At 46.9% G+C, this 24,211-nt stretch carries 18 protein-coding genes; 4 read left to right on the top strand and 14 right to left on the bottom strand.

The genetic code is table 11. The features are described from left to right. Positions 1 to 3 precede the first annotated feature (3 nt). Positions 4 to 966: an aldose epimerase family protein gene (locus KNP62_RS06285; protein ID WP_214784451.1), complete on the top strand. Its 963-nt coding sequence runs from the start codon at positions 4 to 6 to the stop codon at positions 964 to 966. 60 nt (positions 967 to 1,026) lie between these two features. On the opposite strand, the gene KNP62_RS06280 is transcribed toward KNP62_RS06285, so the two are convergent. The 14 genes from KNP62_RS06280 to KNP62_RS06215 all read right to left on the bottom strand — a co-directional run bounded on the left by KNP62_RS06280 (position 1,027) and on the right by KNP62_RS06215 (position 20,972). Next, complete coding sequence (locus tag KNP62_RS06280; RefSeq protein WP_214784448.1) at positions 1,027 to 2,214, bottom strand: PIN-like domain-containing protein; 1,188 nt, start codon at positions 2,212 to 2,214, stop codon at positions 1,027 to 1,029. Between the two features lie 154 nt (positions 2,215 to 2,368). Continuing rightward, complete coding sequence (locus KNP62_RS06275) at positions 2,369 to 3,868, bottom strand: hypothetical protein (RefSeq protein ID WP_214784445.1); 1,500 nt, start codon at positions 3,866 to 3,868, stop codon at positions 2,369 to 2,371. Next, the gene (locus KNP62_RS06270) at positions 3,865 to 5,553 is read right to left on the bottom strand and encodes a hypothetical protein (protein WP_214784442.1); all 1,689 of its coding nucleotides are present in this window, start codon (positions 5,551 to 5,553) and stop codon (positions 3,865 to 3,867) included. Before KNP62_RS06270 ends, KNP62_RS06275 begins: the two co-directional genes overlap by 4 nt. A 191-nt stretch (positions 5,554 to 5,744) precedes the next feature. After that, positions 5,745 to 7,196, bottom strand: a complete 1,452-nt coding sequence (locus KNP62_RS06265) for a 6-phospho-beta-glucosidase (protein WP_251125621.1) — start codon at positions 7,194 to 7,196, stop codon at positions 5,745 to 5,747. Positions 7,197 to 7,238: 42 nt separating this feature from the next. After that, positions 7,239 to 9,140 (bottom strand): beta-glucoside-specific PTS transporter subunit IIABC, encoded by a 1,902-nt coding sequence (locus tag KNP62_RS06260; RefSeq protein WP_214784436.1) that lies wholly within the window; start codon positions 9,138 to 9,140, stop codon positions 7,239 to 7,241. 357 nt (positions 9,141 to 9,497) lie between these two features. Further along, entirely contained in the window at positions 9,498 to 10,178 is a 681-nt protein-coding gene (locus KNP62_RS06255; protein WP_214784433.1) for a DUF4956 domain-containing protein, read from the bottom strand. Between the two features lie 13 nt (positions 10,179 to 10,191). Beyond that, positions 10,192 to 10,890, bottom strand: coding sequence for a polyphosphate polymerase domain-containing protein (locus KNP62_RS06250; protein ID WP_214784430.1), 699 nt, complete (start codon positions 10,888 to 10,890; stop codon positions 10,192 to 10,194). Continuing rightward, positions 10,887 to 12,614: a CotH kinase family protein gene (locus tag KNP62_RS06245; RefSeq protein WP_214784427.1), complete on the bottom strand. Its 1,728-nt coding sequence runs from the start codon at positions 12,612 to 12,614 to the stop codon at positions 10,887 to 10,889. Before KNP62_RS06245 ends, KNP62_RS06250 begins: the two co-directional genes overlap by 4 nt. A gap of 15 nt (positions 12,615 to 12,629) precedes the next feature. Further along, a complete protein-coding gene (pelG, locus tag KNP62_RS06240; RefSeq protein ID WP_214784424.1) occupies positions 12,630 to 14,066 on the bottom strand; it encodes an exopolysaccharide Pel transporter PelG in 1,437 nt (478 codons plus the stop codon). Continuing rightward, on the bottom strand, positions 14,029 to 15,468 hold the full coding sequence (gene pelF, locus KNP62_RS06235) for a GT4 family glycosyltransferase PelF (RefSeq protein ID WP_214784422.1): 1,440 nt from the start codon (positions 15,466 to 15,468) through the stop codon (positions 14,029 to 14,031). Before pelF ends, pelG begins: the two co-directional genes overlap by 38 nt. Next, entirely contained in the window at positions 15,468 to 17,102 is a 1,635-nt protein-coding gene (locus KNP62_RS06230) for a DUF2194 domain-containing protein (RefSeq protein ID WP_214784419.1), read from the bottom strand. The genes pelF and KNP62_RS06230 overlap by 1 nt, the downstream gene beginning before the upstream one ends. A gap of 10 nt (positions 17,103 to 17,112) precedes the next feature. Further along, positions 17,113 to 17,982, bottom strand: coding sequence for a hypothetical protein (locus KNP62_RS06225; protein ID WP_214784416.1), 870 nt, complete (start codon positions 17,980 to 17,982; stop codon positions 17,113 to 17,115). Then, positions 17,972 to 20,095, bottom strand: a complete 2,124-nt coding sequence (locus tag KNP62_RS06220; RefSeq protein ID WP_214784413.1) for an NAD-dependent epimerase/dehydratase family protein — start codon at positions 20,093 to 20,095, stop codon at positions 17,972 to 17,974. Before KNP62_RS06220 ends, KNP62_RS06225 begins: the two co-directional genes overlap by 11 nt. A gap of 229 nt (positions 20,096 to 20,324) precedes the next feature. Next, positions 20,325 to 20,972: an acetyltransferase gene (locus KNP62_RS06215; RefSeq protein WP_214784410.1), complete on the bottom strand. Its 648-nt coding sequence runs from the start codon at positions 20,970 to 20,972 to the stop codon at positions 20,325 to 20,327. Positions 20,973 to 21,203: 231 nt separating this feature from the next. Here KNP62_RS06215 and KNP62_RS06210 point away from each other — a divergent pair, with 231 nt between their 5' ends. The 3 genes from KNP62_RS06210 to KNP62_RS06200 all read left to right on the top strand — a co-directional run bounded on the left by KNP62_RS06210 (position 21,204) and on the right by KNP62_RS06200 (position 24,200). Continuing rightward, positions 21,204 to 22,049: an aldolase/citrate lyase family protein gene (locus KNP62_RS06210; RefSeq protein WP_214784407.1), complete on the top strand. Its 846-nt coding sequence runs from the start codon at positions 21,204 to 21,206 to the stop codon at positions 22,047 to 22,049. Beyond that, positions 22,046 to 22,957 (top strand): NAD(P)-dependent oxidoreductase, encoded by a 912-nt coding sequence (locus tag KNP62_RS06205; protein ID WP_214784404.1) that lies wholly within the window; start codon positions 22,046 to 22,048, stop codon positions 22,955 to 22,957. Before KNP62_RS06210 ends, KNP62_RS06205 begins: the two co-directional genes overlap by 4 nt. Before the next feature lie 190 nt (positions 22,958 to 23,147). After that, on the top strand, positions 23,148 to 24,200 hold the full coding sequence (locus KNP62_RS06200; protein ID WP_214784401.1) for a glycosyltransferase family 2 protein: 1,053 nt from the start codon (positions 23,148 to 23,150) through the stop codon (positions 24,198 to 24,200). Positions 24,201 to 24,211: the final 11 nt, after the last annotated feature.

The following is a 24,211-nucleotide window of genomic DNA, read 5'->3' as shown; positions in this document are numbered from 1 at the left end:
CGAGTGAAACAAGCGACGATTCAAAACACCAACGGCATGAAACTATCCGCTATCGACTATGGCTGTGCGATGACGGAACTGACGGCCCCGGACCGAGACGGTAATCTCGACTCGGTCATCTTGAAATATGGGGACGTCTCTCAATACTTAGAAAATCCGGTCTATCTCGGATCGGTCGTCGGGCGGATTGCTGGACGGATCCGTGACGCGGAAATCGATGGTGTCGCCTTGACCCCAAGCGAGGCGCCTCATCATATCCATGGAGGCGACAAAGGCATCACGGCTCGACACTGGGAGATGGATGCCGACGAGCAGTGCATCCAGTTCACGTATGTGAGTCCGGACGGGGAAGAAGGATATCCCGGAAACGTCTTCTTCAAAGTGTTATATGAGCTGACAGATGACAATGAACTGATTGTCACGATGACGGCGGAAACGGACCAACTGACGTGGGTCAACCTGAACCATCACAACTACTTCAATCTCGGTGGACGCCCGACCATCCATGACCATGAGCTGACGCTACCAGCTGATTCGGTCGGGGTGCTCGATGCGGAATCGCTGCCGACAGGAGAGTTGCGTGACGTGAGCGGGACCCCGTTTGATTTCCGAGATGGGAAAGTGGTTCGAGAGGCGCTCGAGTCAGGAGACGAAGCGATTGTAAAAGCCGGGGGACTCGATCATCCGTTTATCTTGAAGGACGGAGAGACGAGGCTACATGACCCGGAGAGCGGACGGACAATGACCGTCGAGACGAATCAACCCGTCATGGTCGTCTATACGGGCAACTTCCTCAGTGAAGAGACACCAGTGACGCTCGACGGCCGACAAAAACATAGCGCGATTTGTCTCGAGGCACAGGCGTTCCCGGACGCCCCGAACCATCCGGACGTTGCGACCTCGATCGAACTGAAACCAGGTGAGTTGTATCACTCGCGGACGGTGTATCGGTTTGGGGTGGAATAGGTATTGGTTATAATCTAGATAGAACATTAAGCGTCACCCCTCACAGCTGAGGGGTGACGCTTAATGTTCTTTATTTGAGATATCTAATAACTTTTTATTTAATTCAATTTTGTTTTCTATTTCAGCTTTTTTGATAAGTAAATCTATATATTCAGTTGAATATGGATCTTTTCCGTCATTTTCTAGAGAGTCTAACTGTTTTTGAATGTTCTCTAATGCTAATTTAAACAAGAAATTTTCATATTTGTATTGTCTATTGTCTTTTAACTTAAGACCTGTATCTGAATCACCATCTGTTTCTTGAAACTTAGAAGGAGTAACAAATGTGATTTTTTTGAAGGAAGTGCTCGTGTCTTTTACGGATTCAGAGATTAAATCTTTAATTCCTGTATCTGAGAATTGGTTTAAGAATGAATTAGAACTATACATAAATAAATCCGCATTTGAAATTCTTAGTAGTTCATTTTTTAATTCTGCACGTGGGCCTATTGTTTTGCCTTTTAGTCTATACCACCAATCATCTTTTTGATCATCTGTAATAAAGACAACTTTATTAATTGCTTCATCTTTTGCTCGATCAAGAATTTGATACCAAAGAATTAAATCTCCAAATTTTTCTGGTATTTCTAATCCATTATAATATATGGTGTCCTTCTTTTTTCGATCCTCAAACCCAGGAGGTATGAGCTTTTCAAACCTACTTTCAGCATCACTTAATTTAGTTGATAATACTTCTGGCGTATAGCATTCACCAATTCGATCTTTAAATATCTCTTCAAATTCTTCAATAAGATCTTTTTCGAGGTCAATCATCCCAAATAACTCTTTTATTTTTTCGTTAGTTTTAGTTTTAAGGGTAGATAGCTCTGAAGCTACAAAATCTAAGATTTCTTTTTTCGAGTTCTGAATATCGCTACTTTTTAAAGGAATCACTAATAAATTTGAATTGATTTCTTTTTCAAGACTTGAAAAATAAGAATCAATTTCACTTTCTTTAGATTCTAGCTTGTCTTTAATTTGTTGTTGCACACTTCTTCTTTGTAAATTGAATTCTAGTCCGACTTGATAAGGAATCCAAACATTTTCTTTTATGGACTTTATTGTGTTGACAAGTTTTTCTCGAGTATCATTGGAATATCTATAAATATTTAATAAGGTATTTGTGTCAAATACAACTAAAGTATCTGAATCCAGGTTTTTAAAGTCTAAATGTGTATTATGGAAAAATTCTCTAAAAGCTTCTGCCACAAAAACCACCTCTATTTCATTTTATTTATTGATTAATTTATATATCAAATTGCTTTGGAAGATACAAAATTAATAAAATGTATTATAAAAATATCACAGATTAAAGTAAGTGAGTAAAAAGAGAGCAACCTATTAAAAAATAACTGTTTACTTATCACAATCTAAGCTTTTTCCATTCTTGCTCGAGATGAGCGTCGACCGCTTTCCAGTCGTACACGTCTTTGCCGAGCACGTGCTTCAACTCTTGCATCGAGGCGAACGCGAAGCGGCTCCATGCTACATAGTTCAAGCGTGTCGCAAATAAAATGGGTACGTTGCCACTTCGAATATATGCATCCATCCCGTCGGTCAAACATAAAGCGCCGTGCCCGACGAGTAGCATTTTCCGAAGTGTCGGCTTGTTGCCGACTGGAATCGAGGCGAGCCATCCGTTTTTATGATAGAACAGACTCTTTAATCCCCAAAGTAGACGGATGACGAGCTCATTAAAGATGACGGGTACTGCCATCGCGACACCGTGACGAGCATCGTACCCACTCTCGAACACTTTTGTTGAAAAGTCAGCGAAGGAGAGTGTCTGTCCGTTATGTGAAACTTGTCCGAAATCGGCGAATTGGAACAGTTCGAAAAATGGGAGCGGAATCCCGGCGCCACGACGACCATTATCGTGTCCGCGCACACCACTCGAACCGGATATGTCAGATAAGAGATGACCGAACCAGTTGGCAAACCCGGCAAACAGTTTAGCCAGTAAGTTACCACCTTGTAGCTTTTGCGTACCATCTTCTTTTGGCTCGAGTCGAAGCAGGCGACCATCTGATACGAAGCTTGCTTTCCCTGTGAACTGATCCAAAATCGAGAAGAACAAGCCGATGATGTCCGGTGCGTGGGCGAGCGACTTCAAATGGTGGTCTGACGGACGCATATTGAGCGTCGCTTCACCCATCTTCAAATCTTTTGCGTAACGTGCGTCATAGTTCACTTTAAAGCGTCGTTCCAAAAAACCGATAGCACTCGCGATCGAATCGGGTTGCTTGCGGAGGTTTGCCCCGTTCTTCTTGTCTTGTTTCCAGACAAGATTCGCAAATTTGATGACGACGTTGTCGACCGTTTCATCCGACCAACTTCGGAGTTTACTATCGGTCGGAGAGCCGACAAAGAAGCTGTCGATTAGTCCCGCAACAAGACCGCTGAAAGACGCGATCATGTAATCAAAACGGTCGCATTCTGCTTCCTTCAGCAAGAACTCCTCTTTGAACGTTGTCGCCAAATCATGCCGCTGTCTTGCCGTCAAAAGATGGGCGAAGGGGTCGTCGAGTCCCGTCACGTCATGACGGGTCGCGTATGAATCGAGATTCGTTAAATAGAGATTCCATGAAACGTCTAAGACTTGAACTGATTCGAGATCCTCGAATGTCGGGACAGCTAGTGGCGTCAACTGAGGTGTGGCTGCTTGTGGCACCTGACCATTCATCAGTCGCATCATGTCCTCGAATAAGTGGTCGAGCGCTACCGTTTGAGCGTCCTGCGTGTCTTCAAGTTGATTCAAGTGTGAATGGATGTCGCCTAAGCGTTGCTCGGCCTGCGCCGCTTGATGTTGTTGAACGAGTAGAGCTTTTGCCTCATCAATTATTTCTTGATCGGATCGGTTCATTTGTCACCAAAGACGTTCTTCACAAGACGTTTTGCCCCACCTGTGACTTCTGCCAAACCACCACCAGACATCTCGAAGTAGCCAATCGCCTGGAACGATTCATGTAACTGTTCGAACTCTTCTAAAGTGAGAGTCTCTTTCAAGACAAATTCTTCCTCGTCGCTGAATGTCAGATCGTCGATTTGAATTGATTGTGGCGTGTAGCATGAGTAGACGTACTCGCGTAGCTTCTGATACGTCGGTTTCGAAGTCAACTCGTCCAATCGGATTGTGCTCAGTTTTGGAGGCAACTGCGTGATGATTTGTTCTTTTTGAGAGTGGACTTGTTTGTCAGCACTGAATTGGGCACTCTGACTTAGCATTTGCAACATATTTGATAACTCATTTATTTTTGCTGAGTTGGTGTTTCCTTGTTGAATCGCGACAACGAGTCGGTGCGAGATTTCATTAATGTCCTCTAGTAGGTAGTTGAGTGTTTGTTGCGTGTTGCGAATAATAGCTTGCAACATAAATTCGCGCTGTTTGTTATTCTCAATATCTTTCATGCCGGTGATTTTCTTTAATCCTTGATACGTACCGACACCAATGACGACCAATACGCCGATACCTGTGAACATGCTCGAGAAGCCGAGCAGTCCACCCATACCAAGCGAGGCAAGACCAGACGTCAATCCGGCGGCACTCAATCCGACGACCGACCCCGATAAATAAATAGCTGTAAGGGGAACGCCGACAGCAGCAGCTTTCGCCGCCAAGTCTTTCATCGATTTGGCGATTTCTGAGTCGTTTTTACGGAACGTCAAAATATCTTCGTCGCTTTGAATGGCACTTGAAATGAGTTCGATCTCTTCACGCGAAATGGATAGAACTTCCTTCAATTCTTCAAGAAATTTATTTTCAAACCAAGCCGAGAGTGGACGCTTTAATTTGAATAAGTAAAGTAAGTCTTTGAATAATGATTTTTCGACTATGGAGAAATCGATGGTCGTCGACAAATCGCGTAACTCATCAATTAACGTCATCGTCGGAGTGTGCTCGTCCGGGTTACTCAAATAACCTCGAAGCTGTAAACGATAGTCAGAACTGAGGTGGATGCGGGTGACGAGAGACATGAGTTCGCTGTATTCTTGTGCATCAATTTGATGATCATCGACGAACGTGAAGTTGGCTAAGACTTTCAAATATGTAAGCTTATATGATTCCGGTAAGTCGGCGAGTGGCGTCACTTGAGAAACGTTGACGAGCTCATCTTCTTTATCTTTCAAAGCGGCAATTCCGTTCAATAGTTCGACGACGCCTTCGACGTTATACGTCGCGAGTTTATCCGATAGACTATAATCATATTCCTCAGTATGCATGACGATGTGTACTTTTTCTTTGAGCTTGTCGTTTTTATATGTCACTTCACGGTCCAAATCAACGCGCTGCAAATTTTTGTAGTAAACGCAAATCGGTTTTTCGAGCAACGGTTTGAAGTAGAAACGATCACCTAGAAACAGCATGCCTTCTTTACCACTCTTAAAAAGTGTCGAGTCGTACAAGGCAACGACATGTTCCGGGAGCGCATCCTCAGCGTAATTCTTAATAGCTCCATTCAACTTTTTATCAGGTATATTCGGTGCGATATGAGTGCCGTCACCGAGTAAAGTATGTGCGTAATCTTTCAAATATGTATTAATATTCATCAAGTATCACCTTCCATATTATGTTTATAAAGTTATTATATACTTATAGATGATTTAGAGTTGGGAAAATATTTTAATTGGTAAAACATATTGAATTTTTGTATAAATTCATATAATAGATGAACCTGTCATCATGATTTTTCAACCGAAAAAAATCGAACCAATCAACTGAATTGGTTCGATTTACGTATTTATATCGTTTTAACAGGAGGTGTCACATCTGCTCCATTTGTCGTAATCACTTGCTTATACCAATCGAAGCTCTTTTTCTTCGAACGGCTGAGTGTCCCGTTCCCATCGTTATCCTTATCGACATAGATGAAGCCATAGCGTTTTTTCATCTCACCAGTCGACGCACTCACTAAGTCAATCGGACCCCAGCTCGTGTAGCCGATGATGTCGACACCGTCCTTGATGGCCTCGTGCATCTGTTCGATATGTTTTGCCATATAGTCGATGCGATAATCGTCTTCAACATATCCGTTCGCATCCGGTGTGTCGACCGCACCGAGTCCGTTCTCGACAACGAACAATGGTTTTTGGTAACGGTCGTACAATTGGTTCGCCGTGATTCGGAAACCGGTTGGGTCGATCGTCCAGCCCCATTCTGACTTCTCGAGGAACGGGTTCTCAAGCGAGCTGAAAATGTTACCTTCGGTCGATGCGTTAATCTCTGGGTCTGTGCTCGTCGTCCGGCTCGCATAATAGCTGAAGCCGATGTAATCGACCGTGTGCTCTTTCAACAGTTCGAGGTCACCGTCTTCCATTTGAAGTGTGATCCCGTGTTCTTCTAGATAACGTTTCGCATATCCCGGATATTCCCCGCGCGATTGAACGTCGATGAAGAAAAACGATTCCCTGTCTTTGTCCATCGCATCTAACACATCATTCGGGTTACACGAATAGGCATACGTATGACCGGCGGCAAGCATACAGCCGACCTGCAGTTCTGGATTGATGGCATGGGCCGCTTTGACCGCTTTCGCACTTGCGACGAGCTGATGGTGTGCCGCCTGATATTTCACTTGTTGTTTGTCTTCTCCATCCTCAAATACGATTCCCGCACCGATAAATGGTAAGTGTAACAGCATATTAATCTCGTTGAACGTCATCCAATACTTTACTTTTCCGTTGTAGCGAGTGAAGAGGGTTGTCGCATACGTCTCGAAGAAATCGACAACCCGGCGATTGCGCCAGCTTCCATAGTTTTTGATGAGACTGACTGGGACGTCGAAGTGAGCAATCGTTACGACAGGCTCGATACCATGTTTCAATAGTTCATCGAAGACATCATCATAAAACTGTAGTCCTTCCTCGTTCGGTTCTGCATCATCTCCGTTCGGGAAGATACGTGACCACGCGATGGAAAGACGAAGTGCCTTGAATCCCATCTCGGCGAATAACGCAATATCTTCTTTATAACGATGATAAAAATCGATTGCCTCGTGCGATGGGTAGAACTCACCGGGCACCGGCTCTAAAGAAGGTAGCTCTCCGAACATGACGTCAAAGCGTTTCTTCCCGGTTGGCAACAAGTCGACTGTCGTCAGCCCTTTGCCACCTTCTGAGTAAGCACCTTCCGCTTGGTTTGCGGCAATCGCGCCGCCCCATAAAAATCCTTTTGGAAAACTCATCGAATCCATCCTTTCTATAATAGGGGAGGAAGATTCCTCCCGCTTGATTCATTAAATGCTGAAAATTGGATCGCCCGTCTGAACGTTGTTGGCATTGTTCGGTGAAAGTGCTTTTCGATTCGTAACAATTACCGGTGTTGTTAATGCACGACCGGATTGTTCGATTGCCTCGATATCGAATTCGATCAACAGTTGTCCTTTTTCGACAAATTCACCTTGCGTGACGTGTGCCTTGAAATGCTTTCCTTCTAATTGAACGGTATCCATGCCGATATGGATGAGGATTTCAGCCCCTGATTCCGTCGTGATGCCAATGGCATGATGTGTCGGGAAGAGTGCGGACACGGTACCGGAGACCGGGGCGACGAGCTTGCCTTCCGTCGGCTCGATTGCGACGCCTTGACCGATTGAACCGGATGAGAAGGCGACATCTGAGATGTCTTTCAAACGGACGACCGTTCCTTTGAGCGGACTGACGATTTGTTCTTGACCGACAGTTGTCGCGGATACTTCTTTGGCGACCGGAGTGACTTCTGGTTGCGGTGTCGTAGCCGCTGCTTTATTGACACCACCGAAGAGGTACGTTAAGACGAATCCGACAATGAAGGCAACGGCTGTTCCAATTAGTGAACCGTAGAAGCCGGTCGTAATACCTTCAGGTGAGATGTTTGATGGATAACCAAAGACACCGAGACCCCCGATAATATAGACTTGTGTACCCATGATTCCCATGATTCCACCACCGACAGCACCACCGATACAGCTCATAATAAATGGTTTTTTAAGCGGAAGCGTCACCCCATAGATAGCCGGTTCGGTGACCCCAAAGATGCCTGAGATAAAGGCCGGGATACTAAGTGTTTTGATTTTCTGGTTCTTAATTTTCAAGAAGACGGCAAGTACGGCTCCGATTTGAGCGAATGATGCTGCAAAGACAAGTGCGAGTACAGGATCGGCTCCGAGTGATGTCAAGTTGTTGATGGCGACCGGAACAAGTCCCCAGTGAAGACCGAAGATGACGAACACTTGCCATAAACCACCGAGGAAGATACCGGCGACGAGCGGGCTCAAATTGTACACGGCGACCGTCGCACTACCGAGCAACATACCAGCCCATGTCGCAATCGGTCCAATCAAGATGAACGTGAGCGGCACGACGATGAGTAACGTAAGTAATGGGACGATGAACATTTTGATGACGTCTGGAATGATGGTCTTCAAGAACTTCTCGAGTTTCGCTGCGAAGAACGCCGAGATGATGATTGGGATGACCGATGTCGAGTACGTCATTAAAATGACCGGAACACCAAGGAACGTGATATGGATCGGAGACTCAAACATCGTTCCGGTAAAGACGGTATAGAGTGGGTCTCCCGCAGTGAGTGTGGACAATGTCGGATAGACGAGCGATGCCCCGATGGCCATACCGATGAACGGGCTTCCTCCGAATTTTTTAATGGCCGTATAGCCAAGGAAAATCGGGAAGAAGTAGAACAGCGAATCACCAATCGCATTCAACAATTGATACGTGCCGGAAGTGCTGTCGAGCCAACCGAGTGCTACAAACAAGGCGTTGAACCCTTTGATCATTCCGGTCGCGGCCAAGACGCCGAGGACAGGAGTGAAAATGCTAGAGATGGTATCGATGAATCGACTGAACAAGGACCCTTGTGGTGCACTTCCTTCTTCGATCGGTGATTGATTTTGGAATCCGCCGACTTCGACGACCGCTTTATACACGTCTGGAACATGGTTGCCGATGACGACTTGATACTGACCGCCACTCTTCATGACAGTGACGACCCCATCCATATTTTTGATGGCTTCAGTATTGGCTTTTTGTTCATCCTTCAATTTGAAACGCAAACGGGTGATACAGTGGACGACGCTGTTGACGTTTTCTTTGCCGCCAACTTGCTGGATGATGTCACGTGCGAGCTGTTCATACTTCATGTCCGTTCCCTACCTTTTCAATGGATTTTTGGGTTTGCGTCAAATAAAAAACCTGACCCGTGCCAAATGAAGAACGTGAAGTCACGTCATTCATCTGACTCGAGCCAGGTTATGCCCACTAAAGGTAACATTCCTGCGCAGGAGACCGTTCAGTTGTTATTTGATACTTGAAATGTAGCATGAGTGAAATCGGAATGTCAACGCTTACATTATTTGTTTTTTGAAAGGTCTCCTACATAGATGGAGAAGGGTTTTTAAGCAATGCGACGCGCGAGAATGAGGATTCAATTGCGAAGGTAAAGAACCCGGAGATGTTGAGACAGCAAAAGGACCGATCTTTCAATCGGTCCCGTGGTCTTACACAGCATAATCTCCATTGTATTGAACAAGAGAAACATCTCGCACTTCCTCGATGTCATTCAATCGGTTCATAAAGGCCGTGTTGTCGATTTTCAAGCGGACTTCAGCCGTCAGTTCGACGACGTCTTTCCGAACAATCTTCGACTTGAGCGTGTAGTCGAGTTGCTGGAGCTCTCGTCGTACTTCATCGTTCCCGTCCTCATAGTAATGGATGACAAGAAGATAAAGAGTATCCGTATGTTTTTTACGAGCGAGGCTGACGATGACGGCTCCGATGACCGCTGCACCGAACAGGGTCAGGAAGTAGAGCCCGGCACCACTCGAAATACCGGCAGCGATCGCCCAAAACATGAACACGACGTCGAGCGGGTCTTTGATCGCCGTCCGGAAGCGGACGATACTGAGCGCCCCGACCATCCCGAGCGAGAGGACGACGTTCGTCGAAATCGTCATGATGACGAGCGACGTGATCATCGTCATAACGAGGAGGGTCGCGTTGAAGCTCGGGCTATACAGGACGCCGCGATAGGTAATTTTATAGATGAAGTAGATGAAGCTCCCCGCTAGGAAAGCCGTGAGCAGTCCGAGCATGACGTCGACGATTGACAAGTTGCCGAAGCTGAACTCGTTTAAAAAGCTATTTTTGATAATGTCGTTAAAGTTTACGGTTGTGTCCATAGGCTCTCACTTTCTAAAATCCGTGATATTGAATGCTCGCCATCCGACAGTGTACATATTTCGAGATGGCGGAACGTTGATGGGTATGAAGTTGTAACACTTGCCGGATATAGTCCGGTAAAAACTCGTCGTACTTCACTTCGAGAATCGTCTTCGGATAATCAAGGACTTCTTCGGAGACCGGGTTTGGTTCGAACAGGTCGACACTGTTCGTGACGAAACTCAGTTCTTTGTCAAACGTGACCCGAACGTTGCCGAGGCTGCCGACATACGCCTCACGTACATAATCGACGATGACCCGAGGGCGCATGATCGTACCCGTGAGATACGAATAAAACTCATGGTAGAGCGGTTCGGTCTTCTCGAGTAAGAAATCATACTCCCAATCTAAAATCTGTTCGTATTCCTCGCGCGTGATGGCGACGGACGACTTGAGGATATATTCGCCTTGGCGGCTCTTCTTCTCAAGTCGAATGACAGTATCCGAATAGTTATATGTGCGGATGCGGAACTTTTTCCGACGGAAGATGCCGCTGTTCTTTTGAATCAAGTCGTGGTCGTAGACATTGTCGAAGTAGAGACTTCGGATCAAGTAGCCGTCACGAGAGACGGAATGCTCATCTTGTTTCAAAATCGTGGCGATACGCTCACGAAGCGTATGATAGTCTTGTTCGTTGATAAAGTATTTTAATTCATGTCGGAATCGTTTCATGATGCTTCTCCTGGTATGACGATTTGTTGGACGCCCCAATAGAGCTTGCGGTCGTTGTCGCGATAATAATCGAACGGGATTTGCGTGTTGCCCGATTCATCCTTAACGGTGACGCGCCAATAGTAGCGACCTGGCGCGAGAGCCGGCATCGAATAAGAGAACGTCGTCAAGTTTGTTTGTTCTTTGAGTAAGGTTGTAAAGTCAGGCGAGGTGCTCAATTCGAAGTGATACGTCAACTCCTCGTTCTGAAGGTCGTATGACGCATCCCAGCGGAACACATCTTGTTTTCCGTCGCGACCGTACTGCAGGAAGATTGGCATCGGATTTTCGAGCGACCGTTCAAAGTCTGTCGCGTATTTCGCCGTGATGCCTTCTAATCTCTTATAATTTGCTTCATAGGAAGACGCCTCGATCTTCAAGAAACGTAAATCCGGTTCGCTCGTTACAAGTGGCGAGACGACGGGATAAAAGCCATCGATCAATTGTTTCGTTCTGGTCGGATTGATCACCTCTTGAAGTTCCGTCATCTTCGTTTGGAGCGCTTTGACGTTCTCCGGGTCTTTTAAGTAGCGACGATGGAGAAGCGTTCCCCAGTAGCGCTGAATCCCTTGTTGCCAACTCGGCATGGCGTCGGTACGTTCCGTGTCCCGACCGAGCGCCTTGTCGAAGTCCCACGGCATGAAGTACCACTTCTCCGAGTTGAGCGGGCTATACAGGTAATAGTTGGTCGACATCGTGTCATAGTTTCCGAACAAGATGTTCGTCCCGAGCCAGGTCAGGTAGTTGTCTTCATCAAAGTACTTGTCGAACACTTGATCGAACGGTTTCGACAAGTCGTTCAAGTCGTCGAGCATCGTCAACAGTTCGTCATGATTGTCGGACCCATTGATCTTCAATACCGATTCGAACGCTTTTTTGTCATAGTTCGGGTCATCGCTCGGCAAGAGTTTGTCGGGATAACGGAAGAACTCGAAGTTCTCGGCTTTATACAAATGACCATCCGGATTGAGCCCGCGTGCGGCGAGTGCTTCTTCGTTCAATTGTTCGACGTGGGTATAGAGTCCGTAATCTTCGAACGTATCGGCTTTGTCGGGATTGGTCATATCCCGGACGTGTAACTGGACAAAGTTCGTTCGTAGACTGGAGATATCGTCTAACTGTTCATAGTACGCGAACGCGAGTCGGTTCCGGACGCGGGTGCGGTCGTCGGCATGTTTGTTCAAGTTGAGGACGCTTTGACCGTACCAAAGACCTGCGTTGTCTTGAAGACGAATCTTGTAAGATTTTTGCGGTTCGAGACGGCTCGACCGGCCGCGCAGTTGGATCGTCGCATTCACTTCCTGTTCATCGAACAATTGGATTCCGTCCGGTCCTTTCGCATCCCCGGTCTCGAAATGGACATATAGCTTCGGACCGCTCTCGAGGTTGCTGTACTGTTTGTACGACTCGTTCAAGTCATACAACGTCAAGTCATTTTCGGGAACGGTACGCTGGTCGAAGATGGTGACATACACATGCTCGAGCTTGTTCCCGTCATGCTTGTCATAGACACGCTTATCTTCTTTGAATGTCGAATCGAGTGTGGCGACCTCGTTCATCGTCTCAGTACGTTCTGTCGATGTCGCGCCTGATTCAGGTGCTTTTAATAAGGCTTGTATCCCTAACAAGAGAAAGAAGAGAATGATGAGGCCGATCATCACTCTCGGGTAAGGCAAACGCTTCATACATATAAACTCCTTCTAAGACAGACTTCCGATGCGCCGTAAGAACATCTCCGTTTTTGTCGTCACTTCTTGATAGACGATCGGCTGCGAGCAGAACGTCGTATAGTCGATATCGTTCAAGCTCCGGATGAGTAATCGTGCTCCCCACATGAAGGCGAGAATGGCAGAGAGGAACATGCCGACGCCATATACATCGAACAACAAGACGAGGGCGAGCGTCACGAGGAAACTCGTGACCGCATAAAATCCTGTCAGTTGGATGGCGGCGCGTCGCTCGTCGAAATACAGTAGAATCAAGAAAATCGTGATGACGAGACTCAAGAACCAGCTACCGAGTACGACGATGATAAAGATGTCGATCTGATTTTGCGTCATGCCTAGGAACGGCAATAAACGGACACCGAGGAACAAGAAGATGAACGTGACGAGCATCTGGACTTGGGCCATGAATAAGAGCTCTGAGCCGAGGACACGGAACATCTCACGCTTGGCGGTCTGGATGTCTTGGAACGGATACCCGTTTAAGATCCGACCGTAGTATTTCTTATAAGACGTATAAAACGTCGTCTCGAGCGTCACCATGAATAAGACGAGCGACGGAAGGACGCTCAAGTAGGCGTAGAAGACCGGCGTGTCGTAATACGGCGCCATCAAGTATGTCTCCCCGACGATAATCGCCCGGTCACTAAACCAGGTGGCGAGGTTATGGCCATACAACCCGAAGTAGTAGGCCGTTCCAATCAAGAAAAGGAGCGGATACTTCTCGAGATATACTAAAAAGTAGAAGTAGTTGCGGTTATTCACTTGGAAATAATGATGGATGTCGCGGAACAATCGGATCAAAATGACGAAGAAGCCGAGATTTAGCCCGATGAACACCGAGGTCGCCGTCGGATGACCGAGCGGGGACGTCAACAACCAAATGAAGAACGCTGCGACCAACGTCCCGAGGACATAACTCGTGACGATTTTTTTATAGTCTTTTAAGGCAGACACGTACATCGATAAAATCCAGATGACGGATAGTTGCGTGAAATACAGATATGTCACGAGCTTATAGCTGAACGGGAGGGGGGACCTCATATAAAACAACACAGAGATGACCAGACCGATCACGACGATCAGACTGATGAGCCCGTAGAGCGAGGACAAGACGTTTTCTTCTTTTTCTAAGAAGGTCTGGTCCGCCACGAACCGTGAGATCGTAAATAAAAATCCACCCGTCAATAACTGCGAGAAGATGAACGTGTACTGGACGGCTGCCATATAGATGTTCACTTCGCTCGCCCCGACGTTCAAGTAGAGCAACCATTCACGCGATGCAGTGATTAGCAGAATGGAGAGAAACATCGGACCGACCGCCGTGATGGCTGAATAGCCGTACGCACGGAGCTGCCCGAAAAATCCTGATTTGTCATACAGTCGTTTCAATTGAAATCCGATTCCGGCCATGATGTTCTCCTTTCTCATAATAAGTACGATATGCATCAATCATCATCGGTAAGGTGTAGTGATTCGTGACGCGTGACCGTCCATTCTCCCCATACGTCTCTCGTACGTCAGGTTGTTCGATCAATTTGATGATCTCGTGCGCCAATAGATGAAAATGCATGACGGGAACGATGCTGCCGGCTTTTCCGAAGCGGTCGTTCGGGCCTTCGAGCAGTTCACGGCAAGCCCCGACGTCGGTCGAGACGAACGGGATTTCCATGGCGAGCCCTTCGAGGATGACAAGCGGTTGTCCCTCACTGATGCTCGAGAGGACGAGGATATCTAAAAAGGACAAATAATCTTGAACGTTGGCAGGTCCCGTGAAATGAACATGCTTGAGCCCGAGCATATCGACGAGCTCGAGACATTCCTCGTAATACTCCTCGTCTTCATCTAACGGTCCGATGAGATAAAATTGGGCTTCCGCGAACTTCTCTTGGACGATGGCGAATGCTTGAAGCATCGTCTTGACGTCTTTGATCGGGACGACCCGAAGGATGGCACCAATGTGTACGCCAGGACGTGTCATACGGCTTTCAGGTGAGAAGCGAGACACATCGATGCCGTTCGGGACGAGGAACGTCTTCTCCGGCGGACAACCGAGCTCCAGTTGAATCCCTCGGTTCCCTTCGAACAACGTGCTGACGTCATCGGCGTAGCCGTAAGCGCAGTAGGAGAGGCTATAGAAATAATCGATCCATACGTCTTTAAAGTAACCTTTGATCCATGAGGCTTTGATGATTTCTTCTTCACGTTCCCGTGTGTAAATCCCGTGTTCCGTTAAGAGCAACGGCTTGCCGTACTGATATTTTGCGAGGGCGCCGAGTACGCCCGCATAGCCGGTCGAGACGCTATGATAGACGTCCGCTTCCGGTACTTTATGGTCGATACAGACGAACAACGGTAACAGCATCGAGCGGAGCGCCCAAAACATATCGGTGAACGGCACTTGGACGAACCGTTTCTCACAAAGCGTACTGACGATATCGAAGAAATCTTTACTGCCAAGGAAGTTCATGACCGAATCGATGCGACCGCTCGTAAAGAACTGAAACAATACGTCCCAGTCCGTCTGGCGCTCCGACATGAGGGACAGGAAGGCGAGGCGTTCCGCGTCCGTCAGATTGTATCGTTTTCCGCTGACAATCTTTTGGTCTACATAATCACCGAGGTGAATCTCATGCAGTTCAACCAAGTTCTCTGGAATGGGATATTTCGGTTTACTTCCTTTCACTTCTTTTGCCGAGATGGAGTAAACGATGAACTCATGCTCGGGCATCTCGGTGATGAGCGACTGAATCCAGCTCGATACACCACCCGTCACGTGAGGATATGCACCTTCTGAAATCAAGCAAATCTTCATCATTTCGCCTCCAATCGGATTGAGAAGGATAATGCTTCGGTTTTGACGAGATATAAGTCAGGACCGATTCGTTCGACTTCGCACTGGTCCACCTCTTCAATCTCTTGTGAAGATTGAAGGTAAAAGTACGTCGCACCAGCTGCTTCGTCCAACGTGTAGGTATACACGTTTTCTGACTGACTGACATACACGTGACCTTCAAAAAAGTGATGGTTTCGTGCGACGTCCGATGCTTTCATCGAGCGGAGCCACGGGACGTCGCGACGTTGTTCATCTAAGACAGATTGAAAGGCTGTGACCAACGCTTCGCCTTCTGTTTGTGACGTGATGCTTTGAGGGGAGAGCGTCATCGAGACACTCCCACTTGTTACGAGCTCGTTGAAGAGCGTCCACGTTGTCCAGTCCGGGTCGGAAAAGTCGAGCGGGGTCGATGGCAGTTGTACGACCGCTTCCGTTTTTATTGGAAAACTGGCCGTCCCGATCTCTGTCATATGATCATCAAACACGCCTTGAGCTGTCTCTCCATCAGTCAGATAAGACGATTTAATGGTGAGACCGGGTAACGCGTAATCAAACTGTGTTTTCGTTGCGCGAATCTCTTCGGAAGAGGAACCTGAGACGGCGATTTCTCCGCCGGATCGTAGTGTCTCTCGTCCATAAAGCGCTAAGTCTTCCGAATATGCAGAGGTTGCCGGTGTCGGATTCAACGAAGGACTCGTCGTGGCGAGGACATAGTTCAACCCGTATTTGGCGCCGAGGCGCTGTACGTCGGCCCAAAACACGTTCCGGAAGTAGTCACGGTCGGTCATCGACTTGGTGACAAGTCGTTCATTCGAAGCTAAGAATGGGAAACCTTGAAGCGTCGTGACTTCTGCATTCAAGATCGGTCTCAACACAGGTTCCCCTTGGGCGAGACCGACAAATAGAAGCGCCTGCTGGTTGAACTCGGAAAGCATCGTGCCATTGAATACGATGAATCGGCCTGCCCCGTATGTTTTTGACCACAGTAAAGGCAAGTCTTGTGAGGACGTGGCGAGTAAGTTGGCCTCTGGGTCAATCCGTAAGGCGAGTGACGAGTTCAATAGACGTTCTGACTCAAATGACTTTGCGGCATCCTCTTCGAAAAACGGAGAGGTCAACCGAACTCCAGTCGTCTCGACAAATGATCCGATTTCGATGATGCCGATTTGGCGATACATCTCCATCAGTCGATCACTCGGCGACGGGCGTGTCGCAAACAAGACGGTCCCGCCCTTTTCGACATAATCGAGAAGAATATCTCGGTCTTTTAAACGGTCGAGATGTTCTGTCGCGATGATGACCGTCTTCTCATCCGTCAAAGACGTCAGTTGTTCAATGTTCTTGAGAGTGCTTTCTTTACCAATCGAACGAAAACGTTCCTGAAGACGCTCAGCAAGCTGTTCATCATTCGTACTGTTCAATATTAAATAGGAGTCGAGCATCCCGTCTGCACGAGAGACGGATTGTGATTGGATTGATGTCGGATTACTCTCTGAGAACAGTGGGAACTTTAAGACAACATCTGAACGAATTAGGATGAAGATGAAGCCGAAAAGTGCGATAAAGCCACCGATTAAATACATCCCTTTTTGAATCTTAAATGTATATTTCATAAAAAATCCCCTATATCCAAAATCGTAATTGTTGGAGTCCCTCTGGTGAGAGACGAATGTCGGATGCACGAAGCGCATCGACCATATGATGCACTTGTTTGACGTTCTTCATCACATAATGAACATGCATCGCCTCGAAGTAGGCCTGTTCACGACGTGGATATTGTCTTAAAAAGAGCTCGCTCGCTGCGAGCGCCTGGTCATACTCTTCTAGAGAAAGTGCAACCCGGATTCGTTCGACATGATAATCGGGATTGATCATCCCTCCCAGTTCAATCAAGGTGGTTAACGCATGTAAGTAGGAATACGTATATTTCACTTGTGTGCGTCGATCTAAAAATTCCATATCGATCATCTGTTTCAGAATATTTAAGTAGTTGATCATGACACTTAAGTCGTTCGGACGTTCTGCTAGCTCTCGCTCCACGTGTCGAAGTTGTTTAGACAGCAATGATTTTGCTTGTTGTAGCGCGGTTGCCGCATAATGTGACGTCTCGTTGTCCTCACTCTTGAGCGCTGCTGCGAGAAGCGGGGCTTGTTGAAGAAAGTCATTTTTTAATACGTTCATCAGCGTCTTCCGCTTCACTTGGTTGGAGTTGAGGATGAGCGCATCCTGTAGGGAAATCATATTCGTCTCGTTCAACAAATCTGGTCGTTGAAGCGACACATCTTCATACGTCTCTTTTCGAAGTAACCAATCTGGAAGTTCGGCATCTCTATGCTTCGAGCGTTGCAAATAATAGAGGATTCCCCAACTGAAAAAGGGGAGTGCCAACAACAAGAAGAAGCTTGGCATGATGTCTTCGCGTCGCTTCACGAACAAAAGAAGCAAGGCGAGTAAAGACACGCCATAATGAAACAGCAAAAGATTAATCCACATAGGTGACGTCCTCCACGACTTCGGCACGAATCGCCTTACGTGCGAGACGTTCGATGACGATTTGTGACTCTTCTTTCGTCGCGTTCGACAGGATGGCATACAATCGATCATCTGTTCGGAAGCCTAAATAGTCGGTCGTCCGTAGCGTCGTATCCGTGCTCTGAATGACGGATTCACTGTTGTCTTCTGCGATGAGCAGGAGCGTATACGGGATATTTAATTCCTGTTGTGCCTGTTCTTTTTGAATGAGGATGCGCTCAAAGTACTCTTGTTTCAATGCGTTCGTGTTGCCGACATAGCGATCAGATTGAATCGCATGAATGTACCCGAGCGAGCGATCGAGTGAAGAGTTGATGAGGCGGATCATGACATCAATCAAATTGCGGTAAGACAAGGTCAAATTCTGGAATGGTACTTCGTAACATAGGACAACGGCCACTACTTCGCCTTGACGAATGAGCGGGGCACCGAATAAAGGCTCACCAGGCGTTAGCGATGTATTGAAAACAATATCGGAAGAAGTGACTACTTCATGAATCACCGTCTGCTCTACGATTTCTAACGAGTTACGTGGTGCGAAAGTAGAATCAGCCGATTTTGCCGCGAGTCGGGCGAAAGATGACTGATTGACCATGTAAATCGCAAAATGTTTAGCTTTTAGCGTCTTCTCCAAAACCGAAATCGATCCGACGAACAGCCCTTCTGGTTCCAAACTGTCGAGGGCACGCGTCGCTTCATACACACTTCCGATACTCTCTTCTGAGTGAAGAATCTGTTGCTGTAACTGATTTTTGATGGTGAGCGTTTCTTCGTAGATTTCGCTCAAGAACGTATGCCGTTCGGTCGTTGCGGCCAATTCATCTTTCAAAAATTGAATTTCAATATTTCGACGTTCCATCACATAGCTGACGACGAGACCAATCAATAAGTACATCGTGAACGTGGCCAAAATCGAGTTGTCGACAAAGAGAGACAGGATATTTCGACCAATCGATGCACTCTCGTAGAGATGGACCCCGACAGCGAGGAGGGAAGCGATGAGTGCTTGGGACTTACCGAACAACAGTGCTGCCAAGAGGACATAAATGAACCAATAGTCCGGCGTATCCACAATCGGTGTCAGTAAAAGAGACCCGATGTAGAACAGAAGGAACAAGGTGAGGTTCTCTAGCGTTCGTAGGATCGGATGGCTGAGTACGTTCTTAAATCGACGTTCTTTTGAAATTGGGTGGGGCGATGTGGATGACGATTGTTGTGCATAATAACTTTTCGTTACGTGCAGCCCTTCTTCCAAACCGAATCGAGGTACCCAGTCTAAATCTGTCTTCAATTTACGGTTGTCGAGGCTGGGCTGATGTTTCGGTACATGTTGATTCGCAAGTGGTGGTTGGATCCCTAGGTATGCGCAGAATGATTTAATCGAAGTCGGTTCACCCGAAGACAGGTGATACAGTCCCGATAATTCACTGATCACGCCCCGATATACGGCTTCCACTACATCTCCGATAAAAATGAAATCAGTTTGACTGTCACGCGATAAAGGAAGTCGGAGATGCTCCGGATTTGTCGTCGACATGAGGTCGTGGATCCATCGACTCGTGAGACTAACATGTTGCTTCGGTCCATACACGGAAGACAAGCGGAAAACTAATGTAGAGAGTGCAGAGTGATTGCCCCAGTGCAGGCAGTACTCCTCGCCGTGTCGCTCATTTAACGCAGAAGGCGAGCGTGGAACGAGTGACGCTGTCTCAGGTATGTCTGTATCGACATCGAATTCGAATCCATCAGCTGATGAAAAGGAGACAAACTCTTTGACTCCATATTTTTCAGACAAGGACAACAAATTGAATAGACCATCTGTCGTTGGGTGTGAGTGCTCTTCGGTTGAACTGTTCGCGCAATGGATGACGACATCAAACGCATACGTTTTGAAAAATGTCTCACACTTACGGTCGGCCACGTCTGCCGACAAGTGGCGATGTTTGAAGTCGATTGTATCTTTTGAGCCGGATATGAGATTGTCGAGAATATGTATACGATGCCCTTCTTTGAAGAACCGTTCGGCGATCGAACTGCCTAAAAAACCATAGCCTCCTGTAATGAGAATGTTCATGGGCGATCTCCTTCGTGAAATAATTTTATAAAGAAATAAAAATATGTATGAAATATTATAATATAAGGATATTTTAATTTACCTAAATTCAAACGACTTTCATTGATAATTTGTCGTTTTTAGTCGAAAAATTTATGTTTCATAAAGGATGCGACATAATGTGACAAAAGATATATGAGAATAATAAAAAGTTCCAACCGATTGATGAATGACGGTTGGAACTTTTTACCTATAGATATTTCTCTTGGATGTCACGCTTCCGTGTGACTTTGGCCGGCGTCCCGAACGCAATGACTTGGCTCGGTAAGTTGGAAACGACGGTCGCGCCGGCACCGACGACGGTATCGGACCCGATGTGAATATTATGGATGACTGTCGCGCCCATTCCGATGAAAGAGCGTTCGCCAAGACGAACATTGCCACCAAGGTGAGCACCAGGCGCCACAGAAGAAAACGGTGCGAGGTGGCAATCATGGTCGACAGAAGACATCGTGTTGACGACACTGTGTGCGTCGAGTCGCGTGTTCGGATTGATGACACTTCCGGCCATTACAGCGACACCTGGACCAATCTTGACATTTTTGCCGATGATGGCGCTAGGATGAACGGCAGAGATGAATTCAAAGTCTGGCATTCGTTCTCGTATTCGCTGCTCAATGAGTGCGCGTTGATCATTGTCCCCAATTCCGATGATTCCTTTTCGGATAGCCGTGTTTGAACCGATTCTCCCGAGGATTGGATATCCAAGAATGAATTTACCGATTAAATGTGGACTATCATCATAAATGCCTGCAATTCGATAAATCCCTGTCAGTTCCAACATATCAATCAATACTTGCGCGTGACCACCTGCACCAAAAATCACAATCCATTCCATCTGGAAGTCACCCCTTCTTGCCGAAAAATGTCGAAATGATTTGTCTGTAATGACAGTATTGCCGAATCTCTTGATTTCAAACAAAACGGAAAAGAATTGGCGAGCATGAATTTGGAATGCTATTTTGCAAGACGTATGTCGTTTCAAAAAGATGCTATTTTTTTCTGTTTCATTGTTTTTGGCGATGGCTAATTTCAAATCGTAGTGATTTTGTAAAAGGGGGTTAGGACGATGTCTTTGGCGTTTATGTACATTACGAATCAACCAGAAGTTGCACAGTTAGCTGAACAAAACGGAGTCGATCTCATCTTTGTGGATTTAGAATTGAATGGGAAAGAGGAACGACAGGGACATCTCGACACGGTCATTTCAAGACATTCGATGCACGATGTCAGTCGCATCCGCTCCGTCTTGAAACATGCGATGTTGCTCGTCCGCATCAATCCGATTCATGCAGGGTCACGTTTCGAAATAAACGAAGCGATTTTTCGTGGTGCAGACATATTGATGTTGCCATATTATAAAACGGTAGCTGAAGTGGAGACATTTATCGACATGGTCGGGGGGCGCGTCAAAGTTTGTCTTCTCTGTGAGACGAAAGAAGCGGTCGCGTGCATGCCGGACGTATTACGTTTACACGGAATCGATTCGATTCATATCGGACTGAACGATCTTCATTTGAGTTATGGTCAGGCGTTTCTATTTGAACCGCTCACGAATGGACTCGTCGAAGCGATTGTCACGCAAATCCGTGATGCCGGTATCCCGTATGGCTTCGGTGGGATCGCCCGAATCGGGGAGGGGCGGGTGCCTGCCGAGCGAATCATTCCAGAGCATGTCCGCCTCGGTTCGTCGTGCGTCATTTTGTCTCGGAGTTTCTGTAATATCGGAAATGCGACAAAAGTGTCGTCACGGCAGGCTCAAACGTTCCGAGAAGGGGTATGGAGAATTAGGGCATATGAGCAACAACTCGAAACGATGCCTGTGGAATGGTTTGAACAAAATCGTCTACGGCTCGTCGACGAAGTTCAAGCCATCACATTAGAAATACAACAACAGAAAGGAATGTTGTCATGAACGTATGGGTGACAGGGATGCGTCTATCCCTCGACCAACAAGCACGACTTGAACAGTTAGGCCACAACGTCACCATTCTTGAAAAAGAGTCGGACATTCAAGAACGAGATGTATCTGAAGTGGAGGTGCTCGTCTGCCAAAACGTGTTTGCTGATCGGGCGCTTGAAGATTTTCCACGATTGAAGGTCGTTCAAGCAGTGAGTGCCGGCCTTGACCGTTTACCTGTTCAAGCCTTAAAAGAAAGAGGTATCCGCATCTATAACGCCGGCGATACATATGCCGTGCCGATGGCGGAATGGGTCGTTTGGCAATTGCTCGACTTTATGAAACATGGGGCTGCGTTTCGGGAGAAGCAACAAAACCGACAATGGGAAAAAGAACGGCGGTTACTTGAATTGACGGGCAAGACGGTCACACTACTCGGTGTCGGCAACGTCAGTGAGGCGATCGCCAAACGACTGCGCGCATTTGATATGCATCTGATTGGTGTCGGGCACCGTGAAAAAGACGTGCCGTTTGTCGATCGCTATGTGTTATTGGACGAACTCCATGATGTGTTGAAAGAGAGCGACGTCGTCATTTTGGCGTTACCGCTCAAGGACGAGACGTATCATCTGATCGATCGGGATGCGCTTGCGGCGATGAAAGAAGATGCGATCCTCATCAATGTGGCACGAGGGGCAATCATCGACGAGGATGCACTTGTCGAGACGCTCCAAGAAGGAAAATTCTTCGGCGTCGCGCTCGACGTGTTCGAAACGGAGCCGATTCAACCGAGTCATCCGTTGTATGAGTTTGCGTGGGTGAGTCTCACGCCACACAACTCCTATGTATCGGATCAGGTGAACAACCGACTCTTCCAGAATGTGCTCGCAAATCTACAGAATGAACAACCATCTACCACGTGACGAGGGACAGACCGAAATATTCGGTCTGTTTTTTTGTTGTGCCGCTTCAAAAGAGGCCCTTATGATAATTCACTAAAAAATTATTCGCTACTCATTTCAATTCGTATTTATTCAAAAAATCGAATGGGAACAACGAGTTATAGTAACTCACCGACACCATGACTCTGCACCGAAGAAGGAGTGAACGCACATGCAACGTCCTGACACGCTCGTCAGTATCATCGTGCCTATTTACAACACGAGCGCTTTTTTACGTCAATGTTTAAACAGTCTCGTCAATCAGACGTATCCCCACCTTGAAATCATTTGTATCAATGATGGCAGTACGGATCAAAGTCTCGACATCATGCTGGAATTTGATGATGACCCACGCGTCATTCTGATTGACCAGACGAATCGTGGTTGTTCATTCTGCCGCGACCGGGGTCTTCAAATGGCGACCGGTGAATACATGATGTTCATCGATAGCGATGATTGGTTAGATCTTGATGCGATTCGGCTTCTCGTCACACATGCAGAAACAGAACGCGCCGATGCTGTCATGGGCACGTACGTCCGTGAGTATGAAGGACGGTCCTTACCGAAGCGTATCTTTGAGGCAGATTTCTTATCGTACAACGCTGAAGAGACGAGACGTTTCGTCCATCGTCGTTTGTTCGGACTCGTCGGGGAAGAACTGGCACATCCGGAGACGGTCGATGCGCTGAATTCGAATTGTATCACCTTGTACCATCGGGATTTGATTCGTCATCTCTCGTTCCGTAGTCCGTACGGTTCATTTGTCGACCTCTATTTTCAAATTCAGGCACTCGAACATTGCCAACGCTTTATTTACATCGATTATCCGATCTATCACTACCGTAAGACGAACGGACAGTCTGAGACGAGTGTTTATCAACGTAATCTCGTGAACTCACGACTCGAATTCTTCCACATGCTCATGACGTACATTGAAGAACATGATCTCGGAGAAGATTATACGCGTGCCCTCTATAATCGGATCGCACTCAGCATGATTGGGATCGGATTAAACGAATTGAGTTCCAACAAACCACTGTTCGCACAAGCTGAAGTGTTGCGACAAGTGCTCCAACAAAAAGAATACAAAGAGGCGTATTCCCAGATGGATATGCGTTACTTCGATTTGAAGTGGCGGACGTTCTTCCAATTATGTAAGCACGAACGGACCGTACCACTCGTCCTGATGCTCCGCAGCGTGAACTATTTGCGGAAACGCGTGTGAGGGGGCGTCGA

The sequence above is a fragment of the Exiguobacterium sp. s183 genome, from assembly GCF_018617655.1.
In the GTDB taxonomy this organism is placed as follows: Bacteria; Bacillota; Bacilli; order Exiguobacteriales; family Exiguobacteriaceae; genus Exiguobacterium; species Exiguobacterium aestuarii_A.
This window is presented reverse-complemented; position numbering and strand designations above follow the sequence as displayed.

Coding starts and splice junctions, on each gene's coding strand:
- KNP62_RS06275 (WP_214784445.1), bottom strand. CDS start 3,868: ATGAACCGATCCGATCAAGAAATAATTGATGAGGCAAAAGCTCTACTC.
- KNP62_RS06270 (WP_214784442.1), bottom strand. CDS start 5,553: ATGAATATTAATACATATTTGAAAGATTACGCACATACTTTACTCGGT.
- KNP62_RS06265 (WP_251125621.1), bottom strand. CDS start 7,196: ATGGATTCGATGAGTTTTCCAAAAGGATTTTTATGGGGCGGCGCGATT.
- KNP62_RS06260 (WP_214784436.1), bottom strand. CDS start 9,140: ATGAAGTATGAACAGCTCGCACGTGACATCATCCAGCAAGTTGGCGGC.
- KNP62_RS06255 (WP_214784433.1), bottom strand. CDS start 10,178: ATGGACACAACCGTAAACTTTAACGACATTATCAAAAATAGCTTTTTA.
- KNP62_RS06250 (WP_214784430.1), bottom strand. CDS start 10,890: ATGAAACGATTCCGACATGAATTAAAATACTTTATCAACGAACAAGAC.
- KNP62_RS06245 (WP_214784427.1), bottom strand. CDS start 12,614: ATGAAGCGTTTGCCTTACCCGAGAGTGATGATCGGCCTCATCATTCTC.
- pelG (WP_214784424.1), bottom strand. CDS start 14,066: ATGGCCGGAATCGGATTTCAATTGAAACGACTGTATGACAAATCAGGA.
- pelF (WP_214784422.1), bottom strand. CDS start 15,468: ATGAAGATTTGCTTGATTTCAGAAGGTGCATATCCTCACGTGACGGGT.
- KNP62_RS06230 (WP_214784419.1), bottom strand. CDS start 17,102: ATGAAATATACATTTAAGATTCAAAAAGGGATGTATTTAATCGGTGGC.
- KNP62_RS06225 (WP_214784416.1), bottom strand. CDS start 17,982: ATGTGGATTAATCTTTTGCTGTTTCATTATGGCGTGTCTTTACTCGCC.
- KNP62_RS06220 (WP_214784413.1), bottom strand. CDS start 20,095: ATGAACATTCTCATTACAGGAGGCTATGGTTTTTTAGGCAGTTCGATC.
- KNP62_RS06215 (WP_214784410.1), bottom strand. CDS start 20,972: ATGGAATGGATTGTGATTTTTGGTGCAGGTGGTCACGCGCAAGTATTG.
- KNP62_RS06210 (WP_214784407.1), top strand. CDS start 21,204: ATGTCTTTGGCGTTTATGTACATTACGAATCAACCAGAAGTTGCACAG.
- KNP62_RS06205 (WP_214784404.1), top strand. CDS start 22,046: ATGAACGTATGGGTGACAGGGATGCGTCTATCCCTCGACCAACAAGCA.
- KNP62_RS06200 (WP_214784401.1), top strand. CDS start 23,148: ATGCAACGTCCTGACACGCTCGTCAGTATCATCGTGCCTATTTACAAC.